The sequence below is a fragment of the Leptolyngbya sp. BC1307 genome (assembly GCF_002286735.1).
In the GTDB taxonomy this organism is placed as follows: Bacteria; Cyanobacteriota; Cyanobacteriia; order Phormidesmidales; family Phormidesmidaceae; genus Phormidesmis.
On the sequence record NZ_NRTA01000005.1, the window covers coordinates 174,589 to 195,690 of the forward strand.

20 protein-coding genes are annotated in these 21,102 nt (G+C 53.7%); 14 read left to right on the plus strand and 6 right to left on the minus strand.

Annotation, left to right across the window (positions count from 1 at the left end; translation table 11 throughout):
- The first annotated feature begins 213 nt into the window (after positions 1-213).
- The 6 genes from CKL79_RS05150 to CKL79_RS05175 all read left to right on the plus strand — a co-directional run bounded on the left by CKL79_RS05150 (position 214) and on the right by CKL79_RS05175 (position 5,860).
- The gene (locus tag CKL79_RS05150) at positions 214-942 is read left to right on the plus strand and encodes a response regulator transcription factor RpaB (protein WP_121968512.1); all 729 of its coding nucleotides are present in this window, start codon (positions 214-216) and stop codon (positions 940-942) included.
- 97 nt (positions 943-1,039) lie between these two features.
- Positions 1,040-2,071 (plus strand): phosphate acyltransferase PlsX, encoded by a 1,032-nt coding sequence (gene plsX / locus CKL79_RS05155; RefSeq protein WP_121968513.1) that lies wholly within the window; start codon positions 1,040-1,042, stop codon positions 2,069-2,071.
- Positions 2,072-2,099: 28 nt separating this feature from the next.
- On the plus strand, positions 2,100-3,134 hold the full coding sequence (locus CKL79_RS05160; RefSeq protein ID WP_121968514.1) for a beta-ketoacyl-ACP synthase III: 1,035 nt from the start codon (positions 2,100-2,102) through the stop codon (positions 3,132-3,134).
- Between the two features lie 52 nt (positions 3,135-3,186).
- The gene (fabD, locus tag CKL79_RS05165) at positions 3,187-4,062 is read left to right on the plus strand and encodes an ACP S-malonyltransferase (protein WP_121968515.1); all 876 of its coding nucleotides are present in this window, start codon (positions 3,187-3,189) and stop codon (positions 4,060-4,062) included.
- Positions 4,063-4,181: 119 nt separating this feature from the next.
- Entirely contained in the window at positions 4,182-5,087 is a 906-nt protein-coding gene (locus CKL79_RS05170; RefSeq protein ID WP_121968516.1) for a D-hexose-6-phosphate mutarotase, read from the plus strand.
- 170 nt (positions 5,088-5,257) lie between these two features.
- Entirely contained in the window at positions 5,258-5,860 is a 603-nt protein-coding gene (locus CKL79_RS05175; protein WP_121968517.1) for a Uma2 family endonuclease, read from the plus strand.
- A gap of 19 nt (positions 5,861-5,879) precedes the next feature.
- Here the strand turns inward: CKL79_RS05175 and CKL79_RS05180 are convergent, their stop codons facing one another.
- Positions 5,880-6,662: a DUF362 domain-containing protein gene (locus CKL79_RS05180; RefSeq protein ID WP_121968518.1), complete on the minus strand. Its 783-nt coding sequence runs from the start codon at positions 6,660-6,662 to the stop codon at positions 5,880-5,882.
- Between CKL79_RS05180 and folP the strand changes: the two genes are divergently transcribed.
- The 3 genes from folP (at position 6,661) to CKL79_RS05195 (ending at position 9,737) form a co-directional block, all read left to right on the plus strand.
- Positions 6,661-7,770: a dihydropteroate synthase gene (folP, locus tag CKL79_RS05185; protein ID WP_121968519.1), complete on the plus strand. Its 1,110-nt coding sequence runs from the start codon at positions 6,661-6,663 to the stop codon at positions 7,768-7,770. The genes CKL79_RS05180 and folP overlap by 2 nt on opposite strands.
- 70 nt (positions 7,771-7,840) lie before the next feature.
- Entirely contained in the window at positions 7,841-8,473 is a 633-nt protein-coding gene (gene psbQ / locus CKL79_RS05190; RefSeq protein ID WP_121968520.1) for a photosystem II protein PsbQ, read from the plus strand.
- Positions 8,474-8,588: 115 nt separating this feature from the next.
- The gene (locus tag CKL79_RS05195; protein ID WP_121968521.1) at positions 8,589-9,737 is read left to right on the plus strand and encodes an FAD-dependent oxidoreductase; all 1,149 of its coding nucleotides are present in this window, start codon (positions 8,589-8,591) and stop codon (positions 9,735-9,737) included.
- Between the two features lie 10 nt (positions 9,738-9,747).
- Here the strand turns inward: CKL79_RS05195 and CKL79_RS05200 are convergent, their stop codons facing one another.
- Positions 9,748-10,356 (minus strand): hypothetical protein, encoded by a 609-nt coding sequence (locus CKL79_RS05200; RefSeq protein WP_121968522.1) that lies wholly within the window; start codon positions 10,354-10,356, stop codon positions 9,748-9,750.
- 469 nt (positions 10,357-10,825) lie between these two features.
- Between CKL79_RS05200 and CKL79_RS05205 the strand changes: the two genes are divergently transcribed.
- Positions 10,826-13,132 carry a PAS domain-containing protein gene (locus CKL79_RS05205; RefSeq protein WP_121968523.1) on the plus strand — a complete coding sequence of 769 codons (2,307 nt, stop codon included), beginning with the start codon at positions 10,826-10,828 and terminating at the stop codon, positions 13,130-13,132.
- 46 nt (positions 13,133-13,178) lie between these two features.
- Here CKL79_RS05205 and CKL79_RS05210 read toward each other — a convergent pair whose 3' ends face one another.
- Positions 13,179-14,570, minus strand: coding sequence for a nucleobase:cation symporter-2 family protein (locus CKL79_RS05210; RefSeq protein ID WP_121968542.1), 1,392 nt, complete (start codon positions 14,568-14,570; stop codon positions 13,179-13,181).
- A 298-nt stretch (positions 14,571-14,868) separates the two neighbouring features.
- Here CKL79_RS05210 and hpxO point away from each other — a divergent pair, with 298 nt between their 5' ends.
- The 4 genes from hpxO to CKL79_RS05230 all read left to right on the plus strand — a co-directional run bounded on the left by hpxO (position 14,869) and on the right by CKL79_RS05230 (position 18,231).
- On the plus strand, positions 14,869-16,029 hold the full coding sequence (gene hpxO / locus CKL79_RS05215; RefSeq protein WP_121968524.1) for an FAD-dependent urate hydroxylase HpxO: 1,161 nt from the start codon (positions 14,869-14,871) through the stop codon (positions 16,027-16,029).
- Positions 16,030-16,119: 90 nt separating this feature from the next.
- A complete protein-coding gene (uraH, locus tag CKL79_RS05220; RefSeq protein ID WP_121968543.1) occupies positions 16,120-16,479 on the plus strand; it encodes a hydroxyisourate hydrolase in 360 nt (119 codons plus the stop codon).
- A 52-nt stretch (positions 16,480-16,531) separates the two neighbouring features.
- Complete coding sequence (locus CKL79_RS24335) at positions 16,532-16,723, plus strand: VOC family protein (RefSeq protein ID WP_121968544.1); 192 nt, start codon at positions 16,532-16,534, stop codon at positions 16,721-16,723.
- A gap of 263 nt (positions 16,724-16,986) precedes the next feature.
- Entirely contained in the window at positions 16,987-18,231 is a 1,245-nt protein-coding gene (locus CKL79_RS05230; protein WP_170943976.1) for a glycosyltransferase, read from the plus strand.
- On the opposite strand, the gene CKL79_RS05235 is transcribed toward CKL79_RS05230, so the two are convergent.
- From CKL79_RS05235 to CKL79_RS05245, 3 genes are read right to left on the minus strand one after another with little or no spacing between them, the layout of a single operon-like run.
- Entirely contained in the window at positions 18,178-18,777 is a 600-nt protein-coding gene (locus CKL79_RS05235) for an SAM-dependent methyltransferase (RefSeq protein ID WP_121968526.1), read from the minus strand. The two genes, CKL79_RS05230 and CKL79_RS05235, sit on opposite strands and share 54 nt — an antisense overlap.
- Complete coding sequence (locus tag CKL79_RS05240; protein WP_121968527.1) at positions 18,777-19,520, minus strand: PIG-L deacetylase family protein; 744 nt, start codon at positions 19,518-19,520, stop codon at positions 18,777-18,779. The genes CKL79_RS05235 and CKL79_RS05240 overlap by 1 nt, the downstream gene beginning before the upstream one ends.
- A 2-nt stretch (positions 19,521-19,522) precedes the next feature.
- Positions 19,523-20,752: an acyl-CoA dehydrogenase family protein gene (locus CKL79_RS05245; protein ID WP_121968545.1), complete on the minus strand. Its 1,230-nt coding sequence runs from the start codon at positions 20,750-20,752 to the stop codon at positions 19,523-19,525.
- Positions 20,753-21,102 lie beyond the last annotated feature (350 nt).

Below are 21,102 nucleotides of genomic sequence, written 5' to 3' on the forward strand. Positions count from 1 at the left end.
CTTAAGAAACCCTGAACGCCTCTTATGCGGGGCGCTTGAGATGGATTCGGCAACATATAATCAAGTATGAGACGATAGCTATCTGCGAATACGCACGCAAAATTGGGTTGTTAAACGTAATATCAGGTATTAACTCTTATTCGTTTATCTTGTACGTTTGTTTTAGCCACGACCTCAACCCAGCCACGACTTTATTAGGAGTATTAGAGAGCTTTGGAAAGCGCTAAAGAAAAAATTCTGGTTGTCGATGACGAAGCCAGCATTCGCCGGATTTTGGAAACTCGCCTCTCTATGATTGGCTACGATGTCGTGACGGCTGCCGATGGAGAAGAGGCGCTAGAAACATTTCGCAACACCGTTCCCGACCTGGTCGTACTCGATGTGATGATGCCGAAGCTCGATGGCTATGGCGTCTGTCAGGAGCTGCGCAAAGAGTCAGATATCCCCATCATCATGCTGACGGCGCTAGGCGATGTGGCTGATCGCATCACCGGCCTAGAGCTAGGCGCAGATGACTACGTTGTTAAGCCTTTTTCGCCCAAAGAGCTAGAAGCGCGCATTCGTTCTGTGCTGCGCCGGGTAGAGAAAACGGGAGCCTCCGGCATTCCTAGCTCCGGTGTGATCACGATCAACAATATTCGCATCGATACCAACAAGCGTCAGGTGTACAAAGGTGATGAGCGCATTCGCCTGACCGGGATGGAGTTTAGCCTGCTAGAGCTGCTGGTGAGCCGCTCGGGTGAGCCCTTCTCTCGCTCCGAAATTTTGCAGGAAGTGTGGGGCTACACCCCCGAGCGCCACGTTGATACCCGCGTCGTTGACGTGCATATCTCCAGGCTGCGGGCCAAGCTAGAAGATGACCCCAGTAACCCTGAGCTGATCTTGACAGCGCGAGGCACGGGCTACTTATTTCAGCGCATTGTCGAACCGGGCGAGGAGTAGTCAGGGCGTATTAACGGACGCAGGAAGATTAGTCTGATAGAATTCTTAAAGTTTCTATTGGCCCGGTCTGTGGGCCAGATTAAAGGACAGAGCTTTGATGAATTCACAGCCGGTACGCATTGCAATAGACGCAACAGGCGGCGACTATGCCCCTGCTGAGGTAGTCGCAGGTGCGATCAGGGCAAAAGAAGAGCTAGGCGTAGAAGTGCTGCTAGTGGGCGATCCAGAGCAGATCAAAGCCTCAGTCTCACAGAGTGACCTGCTGCGCCAAATCGAAATTGTGCCAGCTGAGGGCACCATCGAAATGCACGAGGAGCCGCTGAGTGCGCTGCGCCGTAAGCCCAACGCTTCGATCAATGTATCGATGGATCTAGTTAAGCAAGGGCGGGCCGATGGCGTGGTATCGGCGGGTCACTCCGGGGCGGCGATGGCGGCGGCGCTGCTGCGGCTAGGCCGGATTAAGGGCATCGTCCGGCCAGCGATCGGCGCGGTCTTTCCGACGGTGATTGCCGGTAAGCCGGTGCTGGTTTTAGATGTGGGCGCTAATGTTGACTGTCGGCCTAAGTATTTAGAGCAGTTTGCTGTAATGGGCAGCGTCTATTCTCGCTATGTGCTAGGCACCGAAAGCCCTAGAGTAGGGCTGCTCAATATTGGCGAAGAGAAGAGTAAGGGCAATGAAGTGGCCGTGCAGGTGTACAAAACCCTGGCTGCGCGCGAGTCGATTAATTTTGTCGGCAACGCTGAGGGCCGCGATGTGCTCTCTGGCGATTTTGATGTGATCGTGTGTGATGGCTTTGTCGGCAATGTGCTGCTCAAGTTTGCCGAGGCCGTGGGCGAATCGGTTTTGCAAATTTTGCGTGAAGAGCTGCCACAGGGCATCGCTGGAAAGGTAGGCTGTACTCTGCTCAAGGGAAACTTAAAGCGGATTAAGCAGCGGGTAGACCACGCTGAGCATGGCGGTGGTCTGCTGTTGGGCGTCGCTGGTATTGCGGTGATTAGTCACGGCAGCTCTCGGGCTCCCTCTATTTTTAACGCGATTCGGCTGGCCAAAGATGCGGTCGATAATCAGGTATTGGATCGGATTAAAGGGCAGTATCACAAGGTCGCAGCCACAGCTCAAGGTGAATAGCTTAAGGTGAATAGCTCAAGGTGAATAAATGATTCAGCAGATAGACGCCTCTGGCAAGCCTAGCCGTCAGCAGACCTTTGGGGTCGCGTTTGTAGGCAGTGGGTCTGCCCAGCTGAAAACCGTTCTCAGCAATGACCAGCTTGCAGCGGTGGTCGATACCTCCGATGAGTGGATTGCCACTCGTACCGGCATTCGCCAGCGCCATATTGCTGGGCCAGATGAGTCGGTGCGATCGCTCGGCGCACAGGCAGCAGCAGCAGCGATCGCCCAAGCCAATCTCGCCCCGGCAGATATTGACCTGATCTTACTGGCCACCTCCACACCCGATGACCTATTTGGCTCAGCCTGCCAGATTCAGCATGAGATCGGGGCGAGCCGGGCGGTTGCTTTCGATATCACAGCGGCCTGTTCGGGGTTTGTCTTTGCGCTGGTGACTGCCGCTCAGTTTATTCGCACTGGTGCCTATAAAAATGTGGTGGTGATTGGCGCAGATGTGCTTTCGCGGCTGACCGATTGGCGCGATCGCCGTACCTGCGTTCTCTTTGGCGACGGGGCCGGGGCGATGGTGATGCAGCGGTGTGAAGAGAGCGATCGCCTGCTCAGCTTTGAAATGCACAGCGACGGCAGCTTAAACGACTGCTTAAACGCGACCTACCAGCACGAATCGACGCCGCTGGCAGACGAGGTAACCACCCAAAAGGGCGGCTTTGTCCCGATTACGATGAATGGCCGTGAGGTCTACCGCTTTGCCGTCAAGCGAGTGCCCGAAGTGCTCGAAAAAGCGCTCTTTCATGCGGGGCTATCCACCAGCGACATCGACTGGCTGATTCTCCATCAGGCCAATCAGCGCATTCTCGATGCGGTCGCCCAACGCTTAGGCATCCCGGCTGAGCGCGTCGTCAGCAATATGGCCAAGCACGGCAACACTGACGCGGCTTCGATTCCGATTGCAATTGACGAATGGGTGCGCGCTGGCAAAATCAAGCCGGGCGACACATTAGCGCTATCTGGCTTTGGCGCGGGTTTGTCTTGGGGCGCTGCCATCTTAAAATGGGGTCAGTAAATCCTAGCGAGCCGATTAAACGCCGCTAGCTACCGGACAAAACTGCATCACAATGACAAAAACTGCATGGGTATTTCCGGGGCAAGGGTCACAGGCGGTCGGGATGGGCGTAGACCTGGCTGAGACCTGCCGCGACCAGCTAGCTCAGGCAACCGATATTTTGGGCTGGTCAGTGCTGGAAGTCTGCCAAAACGAAGACAAGCTGGCGAGCACGCTCTATACCCAACCGTGCCTTTATGTGGTTGAATGTGCGCTGGCAGATCTGCTGTTGGCTGCGAGCAACCCACCTGAGGTAGTGGCAGGCCACAGCCTGGGCGAATACTCCGCCCTCTACACAGCCAGCGTATTTGATTTTGCCGCTGGCCTGCGCTTGGTGAAACGCCGCGCTGAGCTAATGTCTCAAGCCTCATCCGGGGCGATGGCTGCACTGATGGGCTTCAAACGCGATGAGCTAGATGCCAAAATTGCCGAGACCGAAGGTGTCGTGCTTGCCAATGACAACAACCCCGGTCAGGTTGTTATTTCGGGCATACCCGCAGCGGTAGAAGCGGTGATGGAGAGCGTTAAATCTAAGCGAGCAGTGAAGCTAAACGTCAGCGGGGCCTTTCATTCGCCGCTGATGGCGGAAGCTGCCAGCGAATTTGAAACTGTGCTGGCCGAGGTGCCTTTTCGAGACGCCAAAATGCCTGTTATGTCTAACGTAGATCCGAGTCCACAGACGACAGCGGCGATCTTAAAGGAACGGCTAGCGCAGCAGATGACGGGCGCTGTGCGGTGGCGAGAAATTTCTTTGAATTTGCCTGAGCAAGGCATTGAGACCGTGGTGGAAGTTGGCCCTGGCAAGGTGCTGACGGGTCTGATTAAACGCACCTGTAAGGGACTAACTCTGAAGAACATCGATAGCGTTGAGGCGATCAATCAGTCTTGACATTTGCTTGAGCGTTGACGGGCAGTTTTCTCTGTTTCGCGCCATAGCGTATTGCCGTAACTTGAACCCAGTCGGCAATCAAGCTTAAATGGGTAGGTAAGATTCCTCAGGCAGATAGTATGACCGTTGACCAGCTCAATCAAGAATTTGGCATCCCTAACCAGCTTAAAATAATTGAAGGTAAAGGCGGATTCCCGGTCGTTGAAGTTGATAACAAAAGAGCTAAAGCCAGGATTTCTGTTTATTCGGCGCAGGTTCTGTCTTTTCAACCAAATGGAGAGACTGAAGATCTCTTATTTGTCAGTGAGAATGCTTATTATCAGACAGGGAAGGCGACGAAAGGGGGAATTCCTATCTGCTGGCCGTGGTTTGGCCCCGACCCGGAAGGGCTAGGCCGGGCTAGTCATGGGTTTGTTCGGAACCGGATGTGGTCGCTGCTGAGCGCTGAGGAAACGCCCGATGGCGAGACGAAAGTTAGGCTAGGGGTGACGGCTGACGAAGAGACTCTAGAAATCTGGCCGCATCGCTTTGAGCTGGTGATGGAGATTTTGGTGGGGACTCAGCTCAGGGTTACTTTGATTACTCAAAATACTGGCGACGAAGCCTTTTCCATTACTCAGGCATTTCATGCTTATTTCACGATTGGCGATGTCACTCAAGTGCGGGTGCTGGGTCTAGAAGATAAGACCTACCTGGATAAAGCAGACGGCGGCGCTCAAAAGACGCAGTCGGGGGCGATCGCAATCTCCGAAGAAACAGATCGAATCTATATGGATGTGCCGCCTGAGCTAATTGTGGATGATGGGGCATTAGGACGGCGCATTCGCATCGCTACGACCGGTAGCCACACGGCCATCGTCTGGAATCCGTGGAAAGAGATCTCTATGAAGATGGCTGACCTAGAAGAACAGGACTATCAGCGGTTTATTTGTGTAGAGACTGCAAATGCTGAGAACGAGGTGATTGAGGTATCACCGGGCAGTGACTACCGGCTACAGGCAGTTTACGCAGTGGAACGTGGCTAAAGCTGTCTCTTGTTGCGGGAGGCGATCGCCCCGCAATAGTCACCGGTAAAATTAGAAGAACCAGAGGCAAAGGGGGCACTCTTTCGTATGCCCCCTCTTTTGAATGCTTAGAGACAATCTCTATATAATCTAGGGGTAGCTGTTCTGTCGCCTGTAAAGCGCGCTGTGTCATGACTGTATCTTTATCTCCGGAGCGATCGCCCGATCTCCAAAAAAACTACACCGCTGAGGAATACCTGGCCTTGGAGGTAACGTCTGATATTCGCAGTGAGTTTCGAGATGGAGAAATTGTTGAGATGACCGGGGGAACACCAGCTCATAACGAAATTACGCGCATGTTGGTCGTTCTGCTAACAATGGCGCTGAGGAAACAGCCCTACAGCATTTTTGTGACCGACCAGCGGCTCTGGATTCCTGAAGCTAATCTTCATACTTACCCAGATGTGATGATAACACCGCGACCCCCAGCGCTCAAACCGGGTCGTAAAGACACGGTGATGAACCCGATTTTTATTGCAGAAACGCTCTCCGACTCAACTGAGGGCTACGATCGGGGAGAGAAATTTGCGCACTATCGCACCATTGAAACGTTTCAGGAGTATCTGCTGGTCAGCCAGTATCAGCCACGGGTAGAGCACTATGTGAAGCAGGCGGAAAATCAATGGCTGTTTACAGAATATAGCGGGTTAGAGGCTCGCTTGAAGCTGTCGTCGGTGGCGGTAGAGATAACGCTAGCAGACCTGTATGAGGCGGTTGAGTTTGAGGCGTCATAACTAACTGGGGCGATCACCCTCAAGTAGATGAGGAGATGCGCAACTGATCGATTGGCGATAGATAGTCTGCTTCGGCTTCATTACCTACCTGGCAAGCCATTCGGTCTACTGCTAGCAAATCATCGCCCCAGATAATCTGGCCGATGTCGATAGTCTTACCCTTGTCGGGTTTCCAGTCGGGGCTGACAAACTTTTGGGTGCAGTCCACCACGCCGCCATCAAACAGGTGGCCGATAGTGAAGTAAATGTCTTGCAGGACAAGCGGGACCGAGGGGCGGTGGAGCTGACCGCGAGAATTTGGGCTGCGGGCCTTGTATTTAGCGCGCGGGAAGAGCCCGTAGAGATTTTTGAGAGAGGCAGAAATGAGAGAGCTACCTTTGAGATGCGTTTTTTTGAAAGCGCCAACAGAAATGCGACAGTCTACTTCTTGTAGCAGTTTGGGCGCTAGCATGGTTTTGAAGCGTACGGGTGCAGGCGACTGGTTCGGATATTCTACGCAGTCTAACTCGTCGGCATTGAGCAGGCGGATGCCTTCTGTTAGCAGGTGGGGGAGCCCGTGACGCTCGGCGATATCAGCTAAGGAAACTTTGGAGCAGACGCCTTCGACGATGAGGATTTCAGCGGTGGGGTTGGCCTGGCGTAAGCCTGCCAGCACTTTGCTCAGTACGGCCATGCTCACGGTGACCGGTGGCCCGACCGGATAGCCTAAATTGGGCTTGACCAGGATGCGTAGCGCATCTTTGGCGGTCTCAGGCGGTGTATAAATAAAGTCTGCTGCAGAGGAAAAATAAGCTGGAGCCATGGCTTTTAAAATAGTAACGCCCGGATTTGAGCAAACATTTGAACGATGGACGGACGCGCTAGAGACGGCGAATTCGATGAAGCCTTCGCTCAAAAGCTGGTTTAAAGACATTCGTATTTTAGAGGGCGGCAAACCGGTGTGGGTGTACGGTCGGCTGCGGGCTCACCCTGAGTATTTGGGGCCGGGTACCTATAACCGGCTGGCCAGGCTGTTTGTAGAAGAGGGGCAGGCTGAGGCGGCAGCGGCGCAGTCGTGGCAGATTAGAGACAAGCGGTTTGACTGGGGTAGCCGTACTTATTTAATGGGCGTGCTCAACGTTACCCCAGATAGCTTTAGCGATGGGGGCCAGTTTGACACGGTCGAGACGGCGCTGGCTCAGGCGCAGCAGCTAGTAGAAGCGGAGATGGACATTCTCGATATTGGCGGGCAGTCTAGCCGGCCCGGAGCCAGGCCAATTTCTGTAGAGGAGGAGTGCGATCGCCTCTTACCCATCATCAAAGCCATCCGCGCCACCAATCACGACTGGCTCAGAGAAATTCCGATATCGGTCGATACGACCCGGGCCGAAGTTGCCCGGCTAGCGCTAGAAGCGGGCGCTGACATGATTAACGATATCTCTGGCGGCACGTTTGAACCCGATATCTTCAAAGTGGCTGCCGGGTTCGACGCGCCGCTGATATTAATGCATCTGCGCGGCACGCCCGAAACCATGCAGCAGATGACAGACTACGAAGACCTCATGAGAGAGATCGTCAGTTTTTTGGCAGGACAGGCAGATCGGGCGATCGCGGCTGGTGTAGATCCGAAAAAGATTGCCATCGATCCGGGTATTGGCTTCGCGAAGACGGCAGCGCAAAATATCACTATTCTGCAGGAATTAGAGAAGCTGAAAATTCTGAACTGTCCGATTTTGGTGGGCACTTCGCGTAAAAGCTTTATCGGCAAAATTATCAATCAGCCGGAGGCTAACGCTAGAGCTTGGGGAACGGCGGCAACCTGCGACTGTGCGATCGCCCACGGGGCCGACATTTTGCGAGTACATGACGGGCCTCAAATGCGCGATGTCTGTCGGATGGCGGATGCTCTGTGGCGGCCTCTGGCTCCGTAGGCCGTTTGATCTAAAGACACTGTGATTTACACTGAGTAACGCAATCTTAGAATCGAGTACGAGGTTTTCCATGAGACCATATCGAGCCGTGGTAGGCGTTTTGCTAGCAGCGATCGCCACCCTTTTGGTGAGCTGCGGCGGCGGCCCAGCCGCTGAAGCCCCCACCTACACGCCCGAAAAAATTACCCAGTTGCAAAACTACGTCAACCGCATTGAGGCGACCCGCGAGCGATTGCCTGAATTGGCCAAGTACATTGAAAAAGACAACTGGATCAATGTAGATAATTTCACCCACGGGCCGCTAGGCCAACTGCGCTCTGAGCTGACGCGCTTGAGCAATCAGCTTTTGCCTGAAGATCAAGAAAAGGCCAAGTTCCTCACGGATGACATTTTGGGCCACCTGCAAAACCTGGATGAAGCCTCTCAAGCACGCAACTATGACAGCGCGATCGCTCAGTATGGCGAATTTGTAGACGACTTCGATGCGTTTTTCACGCTATTGCCTGAAGGGGCTCGCCAGCAAGCAGAAGAAACAAAGGAGCCCAGCGTTTACGAAATGACGACGGCCATTCCTGACCCTGAAGAAGTGCGAGCTGAGCCAGAAGACATGGTGCGTGCGCCAGTCCTGCTAGACGGCGGCTCAGACGAGTTTCAGGCAGAGGCCGAAAAACTGACGCCTAACGACATGAACGCAGCAAGTTAGCGCGAGTACCCCATCGAGGCTTCCTACTTAAACCAGGAAACCTGATGATGTGAAAGCTCATAATTATCAACAGAGGGTGGTTGTTCATTCTCTGTTTTTTATTCTCTAGATTCCAATGGTGACAAACCCTAAGATCGTAATTGTTGGCTGCGGTGTGGTAGGCGCTTTGGCAGCTTATGAGCTAAGCCATAAAGTCTCTGCAGACATTGTTGTCATAGACCGGCAGCTGTCAGCTCAGGGCTCTACAGGGGCGGCTTTGGGCGTGCTAATGGGCGTCATCAGCCATAAAACAAAAGGGCGTACCTGGCGACTGCGCGAGGCCAGTACTCGCCGCTATCGGGCGCTGATCGCGGAGCTAGCGCTGCAGGGATACCCCGTTCCGTTTAACACCGACGGGATTGTGAGTCTGTGCTTTGATCAGAGCAAGCTGCCTCGTTGGCAAGCGCTAAAAGAACAGCGTCACGCTCAGGGCTGGCCATTGGAAATTTGGAGCCCTGAAATGCTACAGGCCCGCTGTCCGCATATTGACATTGTTAGTCAGTCAGCGCTTGAGCTAGCCTCTGTGAAGGCAGCCATCTATTCACCCGCTGACGGGCAGGTGCATCCGGTAGCCCTGACACAGGCGCTAGTCGCGGCGGCGGCGGCCCGAGGCGTGGCCTTTCGCTGGAATACCGAAGTTACGCGGCTACAGATGGCAGGACTGCAGTGTAGAGGCGTTCAAACGGTGCAGGGCGATCTTGAGGCAGATTGGGTTGTGCTTTCAGCCGGGTTGGGTTCAGCAGCGTTGACTAAATTAACGGGAGATAGCAGAAAAGAGAATAGCGGAAAAGATGATGAGCCCCTAGAACTGATGCCGGTGCTGGGTCAGGCTATGGAGATTCAGCTGTCGCGGGTTTTAGGGAAAGCAGATTTTCAGCCAGTGGTTAATGGCGATGACGTACATCTGGTGCCGCTAGGAGAGGGACGCTACTGGCTAGGCGCGACGGTAGAATTCCCTCCCGAGCAAGGAGTGCTACTGCCCGAAGCTGAGCGGTTAGCGGCTGTACGACAGGGGGGAGAACGGTATTGCGGCGCGATCGCTCAAGCCGAAATCCTCAGAACTTGGAGCGGCCTGCGGCCTCGTCCGGTAGGCCAACCGGCCCCGGTCATTAAGCCGCTAGGCAATATCAGCAATGTCATCCTGGCAACCGGTCACTATCGCAACGGCGTTTTGCTTGCGCCAGCAACAGCGCAGCAGCTGTGTGAGCTGCTGGCGATCGCTTAGCCCAGTTCGTCTAGCCGATACTGTGTCCAGTAGCCGGCGGCTCTAGCCGGGTTTTGCTGTCTAAGCGGGCGTCGGTGCGGGTATCGGTCGTGGCTGAAAAGGTTTGCCAGTCGCTAATGCGATTGTTCGTAAGAACAGTTTGGGCGTTCTGAATATCAGCGGTGTCACCTTCAATCATGACCAGGTAGTCGCCTGATTTGTTGACGCGATCGCTATAGTACTGAGCCCTATCTTCAGGCAGACCCCAGCCGACTAGCGCTCCGACCAAGCCACCCCCAGCGGCACCAATCGCACCGCCCAGCACCGTATTTGCCAGCAATACGCCGAGTTCAGCGATCAGGCCAACCCCCGGAATCGCCAATATGCCGAGACTGCCGATCAGCCCAATGGTACCCCCGCCAATGCCGCCAATCTTAGCTCCTTTGCCGGCGGCCTCAGCGATCTTGTTATCTTTTTCTGATGTGACAGCCGCGCCATGCATGCTATCGGCTTCAGCATTTTTATTAACCACAGAGACTTTGTCCATATTAAAGCCGCTGTCTCTAAGCTGCATGAGCGCAGCCTCTGCATCTCGACGACTAGAAAACAGTCCAACGGCGCGGTGTAGTTCGGTAGGCATAAGGTTCTCCTAATATCTTTCAACAGCATTGAGAGAGATCTGTCTCTAAATCCAAATCTCTTGAGTCCTATATTTGATTGTTTGCTAATAATCTTCATCCCCAATTAGGGGGAACCCAATCGCACAGATCGGGCGACTATATAAACCCCCGACGGTCTGGTTATCTGAGCTTTCTGTTCATACGCAGATGATGACTGGTTGACTATCTGTCCCGATAGGAAGACCGCTTAGCGGGTTTAACTGACCTCAGCCGGCAGAGTAGAAATAGGAGAAAATAGCTCTTTAGATAGATGTCTACATTGTACGGTTTCGTACAAATTACTAGGTGGGATACTGCTCTGTTAGATGAATATACAAAAGTCATTTCACCAGATTGCACAACTCTATCTTAGGACGATACAGTATCAAGCATTACAATCGCCGTGGTAACAGCCCTGGGCACAGGTTTACTCCAGAGCTTGAAAATATCATGATAAATTCAACTTCTGCTGCTGCCCCTTCTCATGCTGAGCTGATTCTCCGAGCGGTGACGGAGAGTATGCCTGATATCGTATTTGTCAAAGACCTGCAGGGAAAATACATTCTGGCTAATGAGGCGGCGGCTAGCTGGCTGCACACCACTGTCGAGGCAATGGTCGGGCAAGACGATGAGGCGCTCTTCTCGCCGGAGATCGCCCGGCAGATTCAGGCAGACGATCAGCGGGTTTTGCGCTCGGGTCAGTCGGTTAGCTATGAAGAAGAGATTATTCAATCTGGAGAGGCGCGATCGCTCCTCACTACCAAATTTGTCTGGCGAGATAACAATGGCCAGGCGCTTGGCATTGCTGGCATCAGCCGGGACATTACCGAACGCAAGCAGTCAGAACGCGCTCTGCGTCGCAGTGAACAAAAGCTCCGCCAGGTAATCAACAGCCTCAATAGCTACGTCGGCGTCGTCACCCCTGACGGTATTTTGACTGAAGTTAACCAGCTAGCGCTGGACGCCGCTGACCTGAAACCTGAAGAGGTGCTGGGGTTACCGTTTGAAGAGACCCACTGGTGGGCACATTCGCCCGGGGCCCAAGCAAAGCTGCGCGCCGCCATCCAGCAGGCAATGCAGGGCAAAACCATTCGCTACGATACGCAAGTTCGAGTGGCTGATAATCAGCTCATGATTATCGACTTCAGCCTGACACCGGTTTTTAACGATGCTGGCAAGGTGGAATATTTGGTGCCTTCGGGGGTCGATATCACCGAACGTATGCAGACTGCTAACGCGCTGCGCCACAGCGAAGCTTTGAATCAGGCCATTCTTTCAGCGCTGCCCGATCTGATTATTCGGATGCGCGCAGACGGTACCTACCTTGATGTGAAAGCTGGCAATTTCCCGCTGAGCCAGACATCAGCGGAGATGATCGGTGAAAACGTTCGTGATATTCTCTCGCCACCAGTTGCTGAGCGGCGGTTGGCAGCAGCGGCAAAAGCGATCGCCACTGGAGAAATGCAGCGCTATGAATTTCAGCTAGAAATAGAGGATAAACCCTGCCGGCATGAGGTGCGAATTGTGCCTTTAGGGCTCAACGAAGTGCTGGTGAGCATTCGCGACTTTAGCGATCTGCATCAGGCGGAAGCGGCGCTTTCTAAAGCTTTGCAGGAAGAGCAAACGGCCAGGCAAGCGGCTGAGTACGCCAGTCGAGTAAAAGACGAGTTTTTGGCCGTACTCTCTCACGAGCTAAGAACGCCGCTAAACCCTATATTGGGCTGGGCCACGCTGCTCAGACGGGGAAAGCTGTCGCCTGAGAAAACAGAGATGGCAGCAGAAACGATTGAGCGCAATGCCAAATTGCAAACGCAGCTGATTGAGGATCTTCTCGATATCGCTCGTATGCTGCGAGGCAAGCTAGAGCTTGAGGCTGAACCGGTTGACTTAAAAGTCGTGGTTACTCAGACGCTAGAAACTGTGCAGCTAGCCGCGCAGTCTAAATCATTACAGGTCAAGACGGCGCTACAGTCAGGCGTGATGGTACAGGGCGATCCTACCCGCCTGCAGCAAATCGTTTGGAACTTGCTTTCTAACGCGGTCAAGTTTACCGCTGCCTGGGGGCGAATCACCGTTCGCTTAGCCGCCATTGACGACCAGGCCTGTATTCAGGTGAGTGATACGGGGGTGGGCATTCAGCCTAAGTTTTTACCCTATGTGTTTGAGCGTTTCCGTCAGGCAGATAGCACACTCACCCGGCAGTTTGGCGGGCTAGGACTAGGGCTAGCGATTGTGCGTCAGCTGAGCGAGCTACATGGGGGCACCGTTAGCGTAGAGAGCCCAGGAGAAAATCAGGGCACCGTGTTTACAGTGCGACTGCCTTTGATGCGGGGCGCTGCCGTTGCCCAAGCGGATGCGTTTGCAAGCTGTCAGACGGGCAGTTTGGCGCAGCTCAAAGTTTTGATCGTAGATGACGATCCTGATTCGCGCCTGATTGTCACTGAGATTTTGGCAGACAAACAGGCCAGGGTCATCCAGGCAAGCTCAGGGTTGGACTGTCTGCAACAGCTAGACCGGTCAATTCCAGACCTGCTGATCTGCGATATTGGTATGCCTGATTTAGATGGCTATGAGCTGATTCGGCAGATCCGCCAGCGGCCCGCTCAGCAGGGCGGTGAGATTCCGGCGATCGCCCTCACGGCCTATGCCAGCCCAGAGTACGAAAAGCAGGCGATCGCAGCGGGGTTTCAAGCCTATTTCGCTAAGCCAGTAGAGGTTGACCAGCTATTGACAGCGATTGTCTCTCTGGTTTGTTAGATGGGTTTGTTAGATGGCTTGTCAGTCTAGCCCGTAGCCCGTTGACCTATTCGACTTCTTCGCGACCCGGCAAAAAAATATTGAGCAGTAGTGCGGTGAGGCCACCCGTCGAGATACCCGAAGAAAATATGCTCTTCACCAGCGTTGGCATTTGCTCTAGGATGTCTGGTGCGTAGGTGACCCCAACGCCCAAGCCCAAAGAGGTTGCCAGGATGATAGCTGACCGCTTGGTAAAGGTAATCGTCGAGAGAATGCGAACACCGGCTGTAGCCACGCTGCCAAACATGATCAGCGTTGCGCCCCCGAGCACTGGCTGCGGTACCGCCTGAATCACACCGCCAATAATAGGAAAGAGTCCGGCCAGTAAAAAGAAGCCAGCAATAAACAACCCGACATAGCGACTACCGACACCCGTGAGCTGAATCACCCCATTGTTCTGGCTAAAAGTCGTGTTCGGAAAGGTATTAAAGCAGGCTGCGATCAGCGAGTTAACGCCGTCACCTAAAACGCCGCCCTTAATCCGGCGCATGTATACTTCGCCCGCAATCGGTTCGCCCGAAATCGCAGAGGTCGCCGTGAGGTCACCAATCGATTCGATAGTAGTAATCAAAAACAGAAAGGCAAAAGGAATAAAGGCAATGACATCAAACCCAAAGCCAAACCTGAAGGGAATCGGGAGAGAAAATAGAGAGGCCCCGCTGAGACTGCTGAGATTGACCATGCCCATAAACAGCGCGACGATATAGCCGGTGATCAGGGCGATCGCAATCGAAGCCATCCGCAAAAAGATATTTCTAGAGCTGTTGAGCACCACAATCATGATCAGCACCAAAAAGGCCAGTCCCAGATTCTGTGGGCTGCCAAAAGTGCCGTTTTCTCTAGCTAAAGGCCCGCCTCCCATCGCGGTGATGCCCGTATTAATCAGCGTTAAACCAATAAGAGAAACCACTGTGCCTGTGACTAGCGGCGTAATCACGCGAGAGGCAAACTGTAAACATTGGCTGAGAAACATTTCAATAAAAGAGCCGAGGAAGCACATGCCGAAGATGGTGCCCAAGGCTTGCTCTGGCGTTCCGCCAGCACCGGTCACCCCCAAACCTGTCGCGATGACTGGGCCAATAAAGGCAAAGCTAGTCCCCTGAATGCTCAGCAGCCCTGAACCAACAGGCCCCAACTTCTTGACCTGAATAAAAGTAGCAATACCCGAGACAAAAAGAGACGCGCTGACCAAATAGGCCACTGTCTCAGGGGGCAGCTGCAGAGCACCCCCGATAATCAAAGAAGGGGTAACAATGCCGACGAAGCAGGCCATCACATGCTGAAGTGCTGCAAAAATTGTTTCTCTCAGCGGCGGAACGGCCTCTAGTCCGTAGATCAAGTCTGACTTAGGGGGTGTCGTTGCTGTCGCTTCTTCTATGAGGGGCTCTCCAGACTGCATAGACACGTCTATTCTGAGATCCTCTGTAACTTCGTCTTTTTGTTTCATCGATTGTTTTACCTATCGCACCGAATAAGGTCTGCTCAATCCATTAGCTCTAACTTGAATGTAGCCGGATACTGCCGCTCAAGATATCAAGATACGAAGCCACCATAATGTTCAACATGAACAAACTCAGCCAGTGAAAACTCAATGCCTTTTGATGAATATCTTTTATGATGGAAAAATGAGCGATAGTTGCATAAGGGCTGATGGGCTTTTCAGTCAGCTTTTAAAACAGGATGATGCGGAGTAGGCAATGGATAATCTAAAGGTGGTAGTGATCGGTGCGGGGATGGGCGGGCTGGCGACGGCGATCGCCATGCGTCATGCGGGCTACGAAGTCGAAGTATATGACCGAGTGCAAGAACTCAAACCGGCAGGTGCAGGAATTTCTCTCTGGTCTAACGGCGTCAAAGTGATGAACCGGCTGGGCTTAGGAAAGGAGATCGCCCAGATCGGCGGGCCCATGAACCGCATGACCTACATCAACAAAGTAGGAGAAACGCTGACAGATTTTAGCCTGGCACCGCTGATAGAAGCCGTCGGACAACACCCTTATCCGGTTTCGCGCACCGACTTGCAGCAGATGCTGCTGACGGCTTTTGGAGAAGAAGATGTGCATCTAAGCTCCAAGTGCGTTGCTGTTGAACAAACTGAAGACAAGGCGACTGCAATTTTTGAAGATGGCAGTCGGGTTTCAGGCGATATTGTCGTCGGTGCGGATGGCACCCATTCGGTTGTTCGTGAGCATGTTTTGGGGCACGCGACACAGCGGCGATACGCGGGCTATGTGAACTGGAATGGCTTGGTGGAGGCAGATAAAAAACTGGCCGATAAAGAGAGCTGGGTGATTTACGTGGGCGACAGTCAGCGGGCCTCGATGATGCCAGTTGGGGGCGATCGCTTCTATTTTTTCTTTGACAAGCCGCTTGACTATGACATTGAGCCGCCAGCCGACCTACAGGCCGAACTCGCCGAACACTTTGAGGGCTGGGCTGAACCGGTACAGCGGCTGATTGCTCAGCTAGACCCGGATGCCACTAACCGCGTCAAAATTCACGATATCGACCCACTCAGCGCCTTTGTCAAAGGGCGGGTGGCGCTCATTGGCGATGCTGGCCATAGTGCTACGCCAGATTTGGGGCAGGGCGGCTGTCAGGCGTTTGAAGATGCCTGGGTGCTAGCGAATTCGCTGCTGACGACCAACTTGGGCGTGGCGGACGCGCTAAAGCGATATGAGGGCTTGAGACGCGATCGCACAGCCGAGGTTGTTCTCAAGGCTCGCAAACGCGCCGATATGATTCACGGCAAAGACCCTGATCGCACGCAAGAATGGTACGACAACCTGGCCAATGCGGATGGAGACACCATTATCGGTGCGATTTCGGGTTTGATTCTTCAAGGCCCCTTAAAGTAGAACAGCATCGCTGCTTCGGCCTAACCCAATACGCTTTTTCGCAGAACGCTTTTTCGCAGAACGCTTTTAAGAGAAATAGGAATGGTAGCGATGACCGGCAAACTGACAACGCATGTTTTAGATACCGCACATGGCTGTCCGGCGGCTGGGCTAGAGATTGAGCTGTGGCAGATCGACCCTTTGCAGGCAGCCAGCTTGATCAAGACGGTAACTACCAACTCAGATGGCCGTACCGATTCTCCTCTGCTGGCAGATACCGACCTTAAAGTAGGCATCTATGAGCTGCGGTTCGCCGTAAATGCCTACTTCAAGTCTAAAGTCTCTGAACTGCCCGATCCTCCTTTTTTGGAGGTAGTGCCCATCCGATTTGGTATTGCCGATGTCTCAGCGCACTACCATGTGCCGCTGCTGTGCTCGCCCTGGTCTTACAGCACCTACCGGGGCAGCTAATGCTAGCGCTTAAGGCAGACGTGAAGTCAGGTCAGGACTAACAGAAGCAGAAATTGTCTCTATCTACACGGATCTCTCACAGGGCAGAGAGATCCTCGTAACGCTGAACGCCTATCCCTTCAGCAAAAAATACAGATGGATCAATGACAGATATGGGGTCTCATGGCAGTTGATACTGGCTGACACTTGGTTGCTCTGTTGGTCGCTCTGGGGGTATCAGGACGAACTTTGGGTCGTCCCATGAAATCATTAAAATTTCTGTACGGGCTGTTGAAATTGGCGCAGCCAATGATAGGCGGGTAAAGTCTGGCGCTGTGAGTGCTTTGCTCAATTCATCACTGTCTGTTACAAGAGATACAACCTTGTAGAGAGGAACAAATAGAGCAGAGTTGCAAGAATTTGAGAAATTCCGTTTGTAAGGATGCTTCTCTCTTGTATCACTCGATCACGCCCGCACTTTCTGTTCATCAGCCCCGTTTAGAACTGTGCCCGGACAATCTCCCTCCTTTGACATCCACATCTCCGCTTCAAGATTGTCGCGTTTGTGTCATTGTTCCGGTTCGTAATGAGGCCGGTCACCTACCCGCGATGATCGAGGCGATCGCCCACCAAGTCAACGAGCAGGGCCAACCGATCAATCCCAACAGCTACGAACTCTTGGTACTGGCGAATAACTGTAGCGATGATTCGGCAGCGATCGCCCGTTCTCTCAGTAAAACCTACCCTGCCCTTCAGCTTCACGTTTTAGAAGTCAACCTGCCACCTGCTCAAGCTCACGTCGGTAAAGCTCGCCAAATGGTCATGAATGAAGCCTATCGGCGGCTCTCTACAATTGGACTGGATCGACGCATCATTGCTTCTACCGATGGAGATACAGAAGTTTCTCCTACCTGGATTAGTACTCTACTCAAGGAATTTGACAAGGGAGTAGATGCCGTAGGTGGGCGTATCCTGACGCAAAGAGCCGCCGCTGTAGAGATCAACCAGGATATTTCGCTTCACTATCTGCGTCGTTTGGCCCATCGGTATCTCACGTCTCAGATAGAGGCTTTCTTAGATCCGCAGCCTCACGACTGCTGGCCCCGGCACTTTCAATATTACGGCGCAAATATGTCAGTTTTAGCGGAGATGTACGGTCGGGTGGGGGGTCTGCCCTGCGTTAGAGAAGAAGAAGATGTTGCGCTGTATCGCCAGCTACAGCAGGCCGATGCCAAAATTCGTCATAGCATAGACGTGCGCGTGGTGACCAGCGCCCGGCGGACAGGCAGGGCCACTGGTGGCCTCGCGGAGCTGTTAGAAGAGTTGGCTCAGGCCAGTCGGCAGCACTACCGGGTCGAATCACCGCAACTGACTGAAGCCCGCATTTTAGTGCGCCGGCAGCTACGGCAGATTTGGGCGGCGCTACAGGGGGGCGGTCTCCACGGCCTCACCATCCGAACCTACGGGTACAATGCAAAACTACTGGCCAAAAGTTTGGGGCTTTCTGAGGCTCGGCTGCGCCAGGAGATCGAGGCTGCGCCCACGTTTGGGCTACTGGTAGAGGCAATCAGCGCTAAGCAAAAGCAAAATAGCAACTACGCAACCTCTCGGGCAGCTACCGAGATCAGTTTTGCCAACATGCACTTGCGTCAGCGATTACAGGTGCTACGCCAGCATCGGACAGGGGGGCAAACGCCGCTTTGGGCTCCCCAGGTCATTTTAGAGACGCTCCAGCAGGTCCAGTCGATACCGATCTTCTCGCTGACTGACTAAAGGACGCCAGAGAGTGCCCACCTGCGACAAAAAAGCCTCGTGAACCTGATCGCCCGTCAGCGGATACTCTTCTACATACGGCGTCCAGTGTACCAACAGTAAATGTCCGTTTGGTTCGAGCTGTTGGGCAATCTGCTGCTGCGCCTGAGGCAAATCATCCCATCCCCAGTAGTAGCCAACCTCTGATACCAGAGTCAGATCAAAGGTGCGAGGCGGATATTGATGAGGAACTTGCATGATCTCAAATTCGACATGAGATAGATCACAACAGCGTGCTTTAGCGCGCGCTTGCGCCTGCTCTGAGACATCTAGCGACAGCAAAGACTGACAGCGAGCTGCGAGCTTCTCGGTTAGAACGCCGATTGAGCCACCGATTTCTAGAGCAGAGCGGTAGTAGGCTTTGGGCAGAGCAGCCAGCGTTGCTGCGTATTTTTTGGCTTCGTATTCACTGGTTTCAAACTGCCACGGATCCGGATCGGCGGCATACATCTGCTCGAAGTAGCTCGGCGGCAGTGATTGCCCATCAGATTGCTGAGATAGCGACATTACTTGACCTCTAGATAGGTTTCCCACGGTTGAATGAGATTGTTTAACATGGCAGGCGTCAGCCGAAACCCGCTCGGATCGTCATTGATTAAGTCGGTTGTTTGTGATTGATGCGCCATCACAGCCTGACGTTTGACCGCTACGACGGCGCGAATATCGAGCCGCCACCCGGTTTCTCCTGGGGGTAATGCTGGTAAGCCGGCGGCGCGATCGCCCCAAATGGAATAAACAACCTGTCGGGGTGGCTGCGGCCAATTTGAAACAGCCTGCTGCACAATTTGCCAGGTAGCGCGGTGGTCGCAGTGCTGGTCGTGTTGCCACGGCACAAATAGCAGCGACGGCTGGCAGCGCTGAAGAGACTCGGAGCACAGGTCAACCGCTGTCGCAAAATCTTGATCGCCCAGGCCCGGTACCGCAGTATCAGGCCAGCGAAAAAAAGTGACTTTTGGTTCGGAGATTCCCAATCCTTTTAGGGCGGCGCAGGTTTCTTGTTCTCGCTGCACTCTGAGCCGATCAGCAGGATAGCTTTTTGAATCAGGATGAGACTGAGTGCCATCGCTCATGACCAGCACATGCACAGGGATAGAACGCTGTTGAAGCAGCGCGATCGCTCCCCCACATCCCAATGTTTCATCATCTGGATGAGGCGCGACGACAACCGCTCGCTGGCAGCCCAAAAACGCTTCATCTGCCGAACGCAGCGGCAAAGATTCGATAGCTGTCACCGTAGAGGAACCGCCCATGACTATGACCACAGCTCTCTAGCAGGCTCTGTCTGTACCAGTACATGCTCTCCCACCCCGGTCAAGGCAATATCGAACGCGGGTTGCCGCAGATATAGCGTCAAATCTCGAATAATGCGCTCCATCGGGTGTGGTGGCAGCAGCCCTCGGGTGCCAATACAGCGTTCGGCTAGCTGCATCATGTCTATGCAGATCTGTTCAATGGCGGTGCGCACCATATTGGCATAGCCCACTAGCTGCGCCGGATCTGTCTGTGATTTTCCTGGCAAGCCGCCAAAAACAGGTGCATAGCGTTCCACCTGAGCCGCGCCACCCTGCAGCCAGAGATGGCCTTGTTCGAGGGCGATCGCCATCTTCCCGAGCCGCGCCTGCTGATGCGGATGATCAATCCGTCCCATGTTCTGCAAATAAATGCGAGTCGCGTCAAACAGCGCTTCGGCCCCACCTAGCTGCACCGCCGCAAAGCGAATCACACCCGCCGTTAGCCAGGGCTGGCGAAAGTAGTCGCCGGGCTGACCAATCAGATCCCCCGCCGTTAGCTCCACCCCCGTAAAATCGACTTTATAGCTAGCCGAAGCCTTCATCCCCGGCGGCTGCCACCAGTCCGGGTCAACCTTTACACTCGCTTGCTCCATCGGCACAATAAACATTTGCCAGCCGCCATCTGGCAGAGTGCCATTGACAAAAGGCCGCTCTACATAGCCACAGCCCGAGCAAAATGTCTTGCTGCCTGTCAGCCGATAGCGGCCCTCTCCGGCGGGCAGCAGCTTAACGCCATCTTCAGCTTCAGCATTCCAAACACCAAAGATTTTGCGATCGCGGGCATCCTGAGCAAATTTCCGTACCTGCGGCAGCGAGCCAAAGGTTTGAACCAGCTGCAGCGCATTCACATGCCCCTCGTATACCCGGCCCAACGACAGATTACCGCGACCTATCTGCTTAAGAATTTGCAGCGTAATCCCGATTCGTTTGGACTGAAAGCCTAAACCGGAGCCGCCTCGATCTGAATGAAGCGGCGCTATGAGAAAGCCAGCCTCAGCCAGCCGCTCAAACTCTTTTGCCGGAAACCCACCCACACAGTCCACATCCGCCGCATGACTCGCTGCGTAGTTGGCAATATCAATAGCACCGTCCAGCAGATGAGCAGGTGCGTCTACCAGAGGATCAGATAGATCTCCAGAATACGAATAGCCCGCATTTGTTTGTTTGAGATGGGGCGAGATGACAGCCATAGCATCAACATAAAAACTAGATCTCATTGTCTGGTAGGGCATGACTGCTAGCCTCTGCCCTCTGTATGATTTGTGGCGTTGTCAGCGCGCTCCGTAGGCGGTTTCGCTCGACCGTATTCGTGATGGTGCCCTATTTTTACTCGCTTTATCGAGCCTGGCAACTTTACGAGGGGCTAGCGCCTGCTAGCGAAGTCGCCTGGTTGTAAGCGCTGCTGATAGCTGAGATAGTGCTGTGATCGCTCAACTACGCCTTAGCTCGACTTTATCCGTTAAGCCGCATAGCAAAGCAAGTCAGACCAGGCGTTGAATAGAGTCCGAGGGACTTCAACCATCTCGGTGTCAAGCCGTGA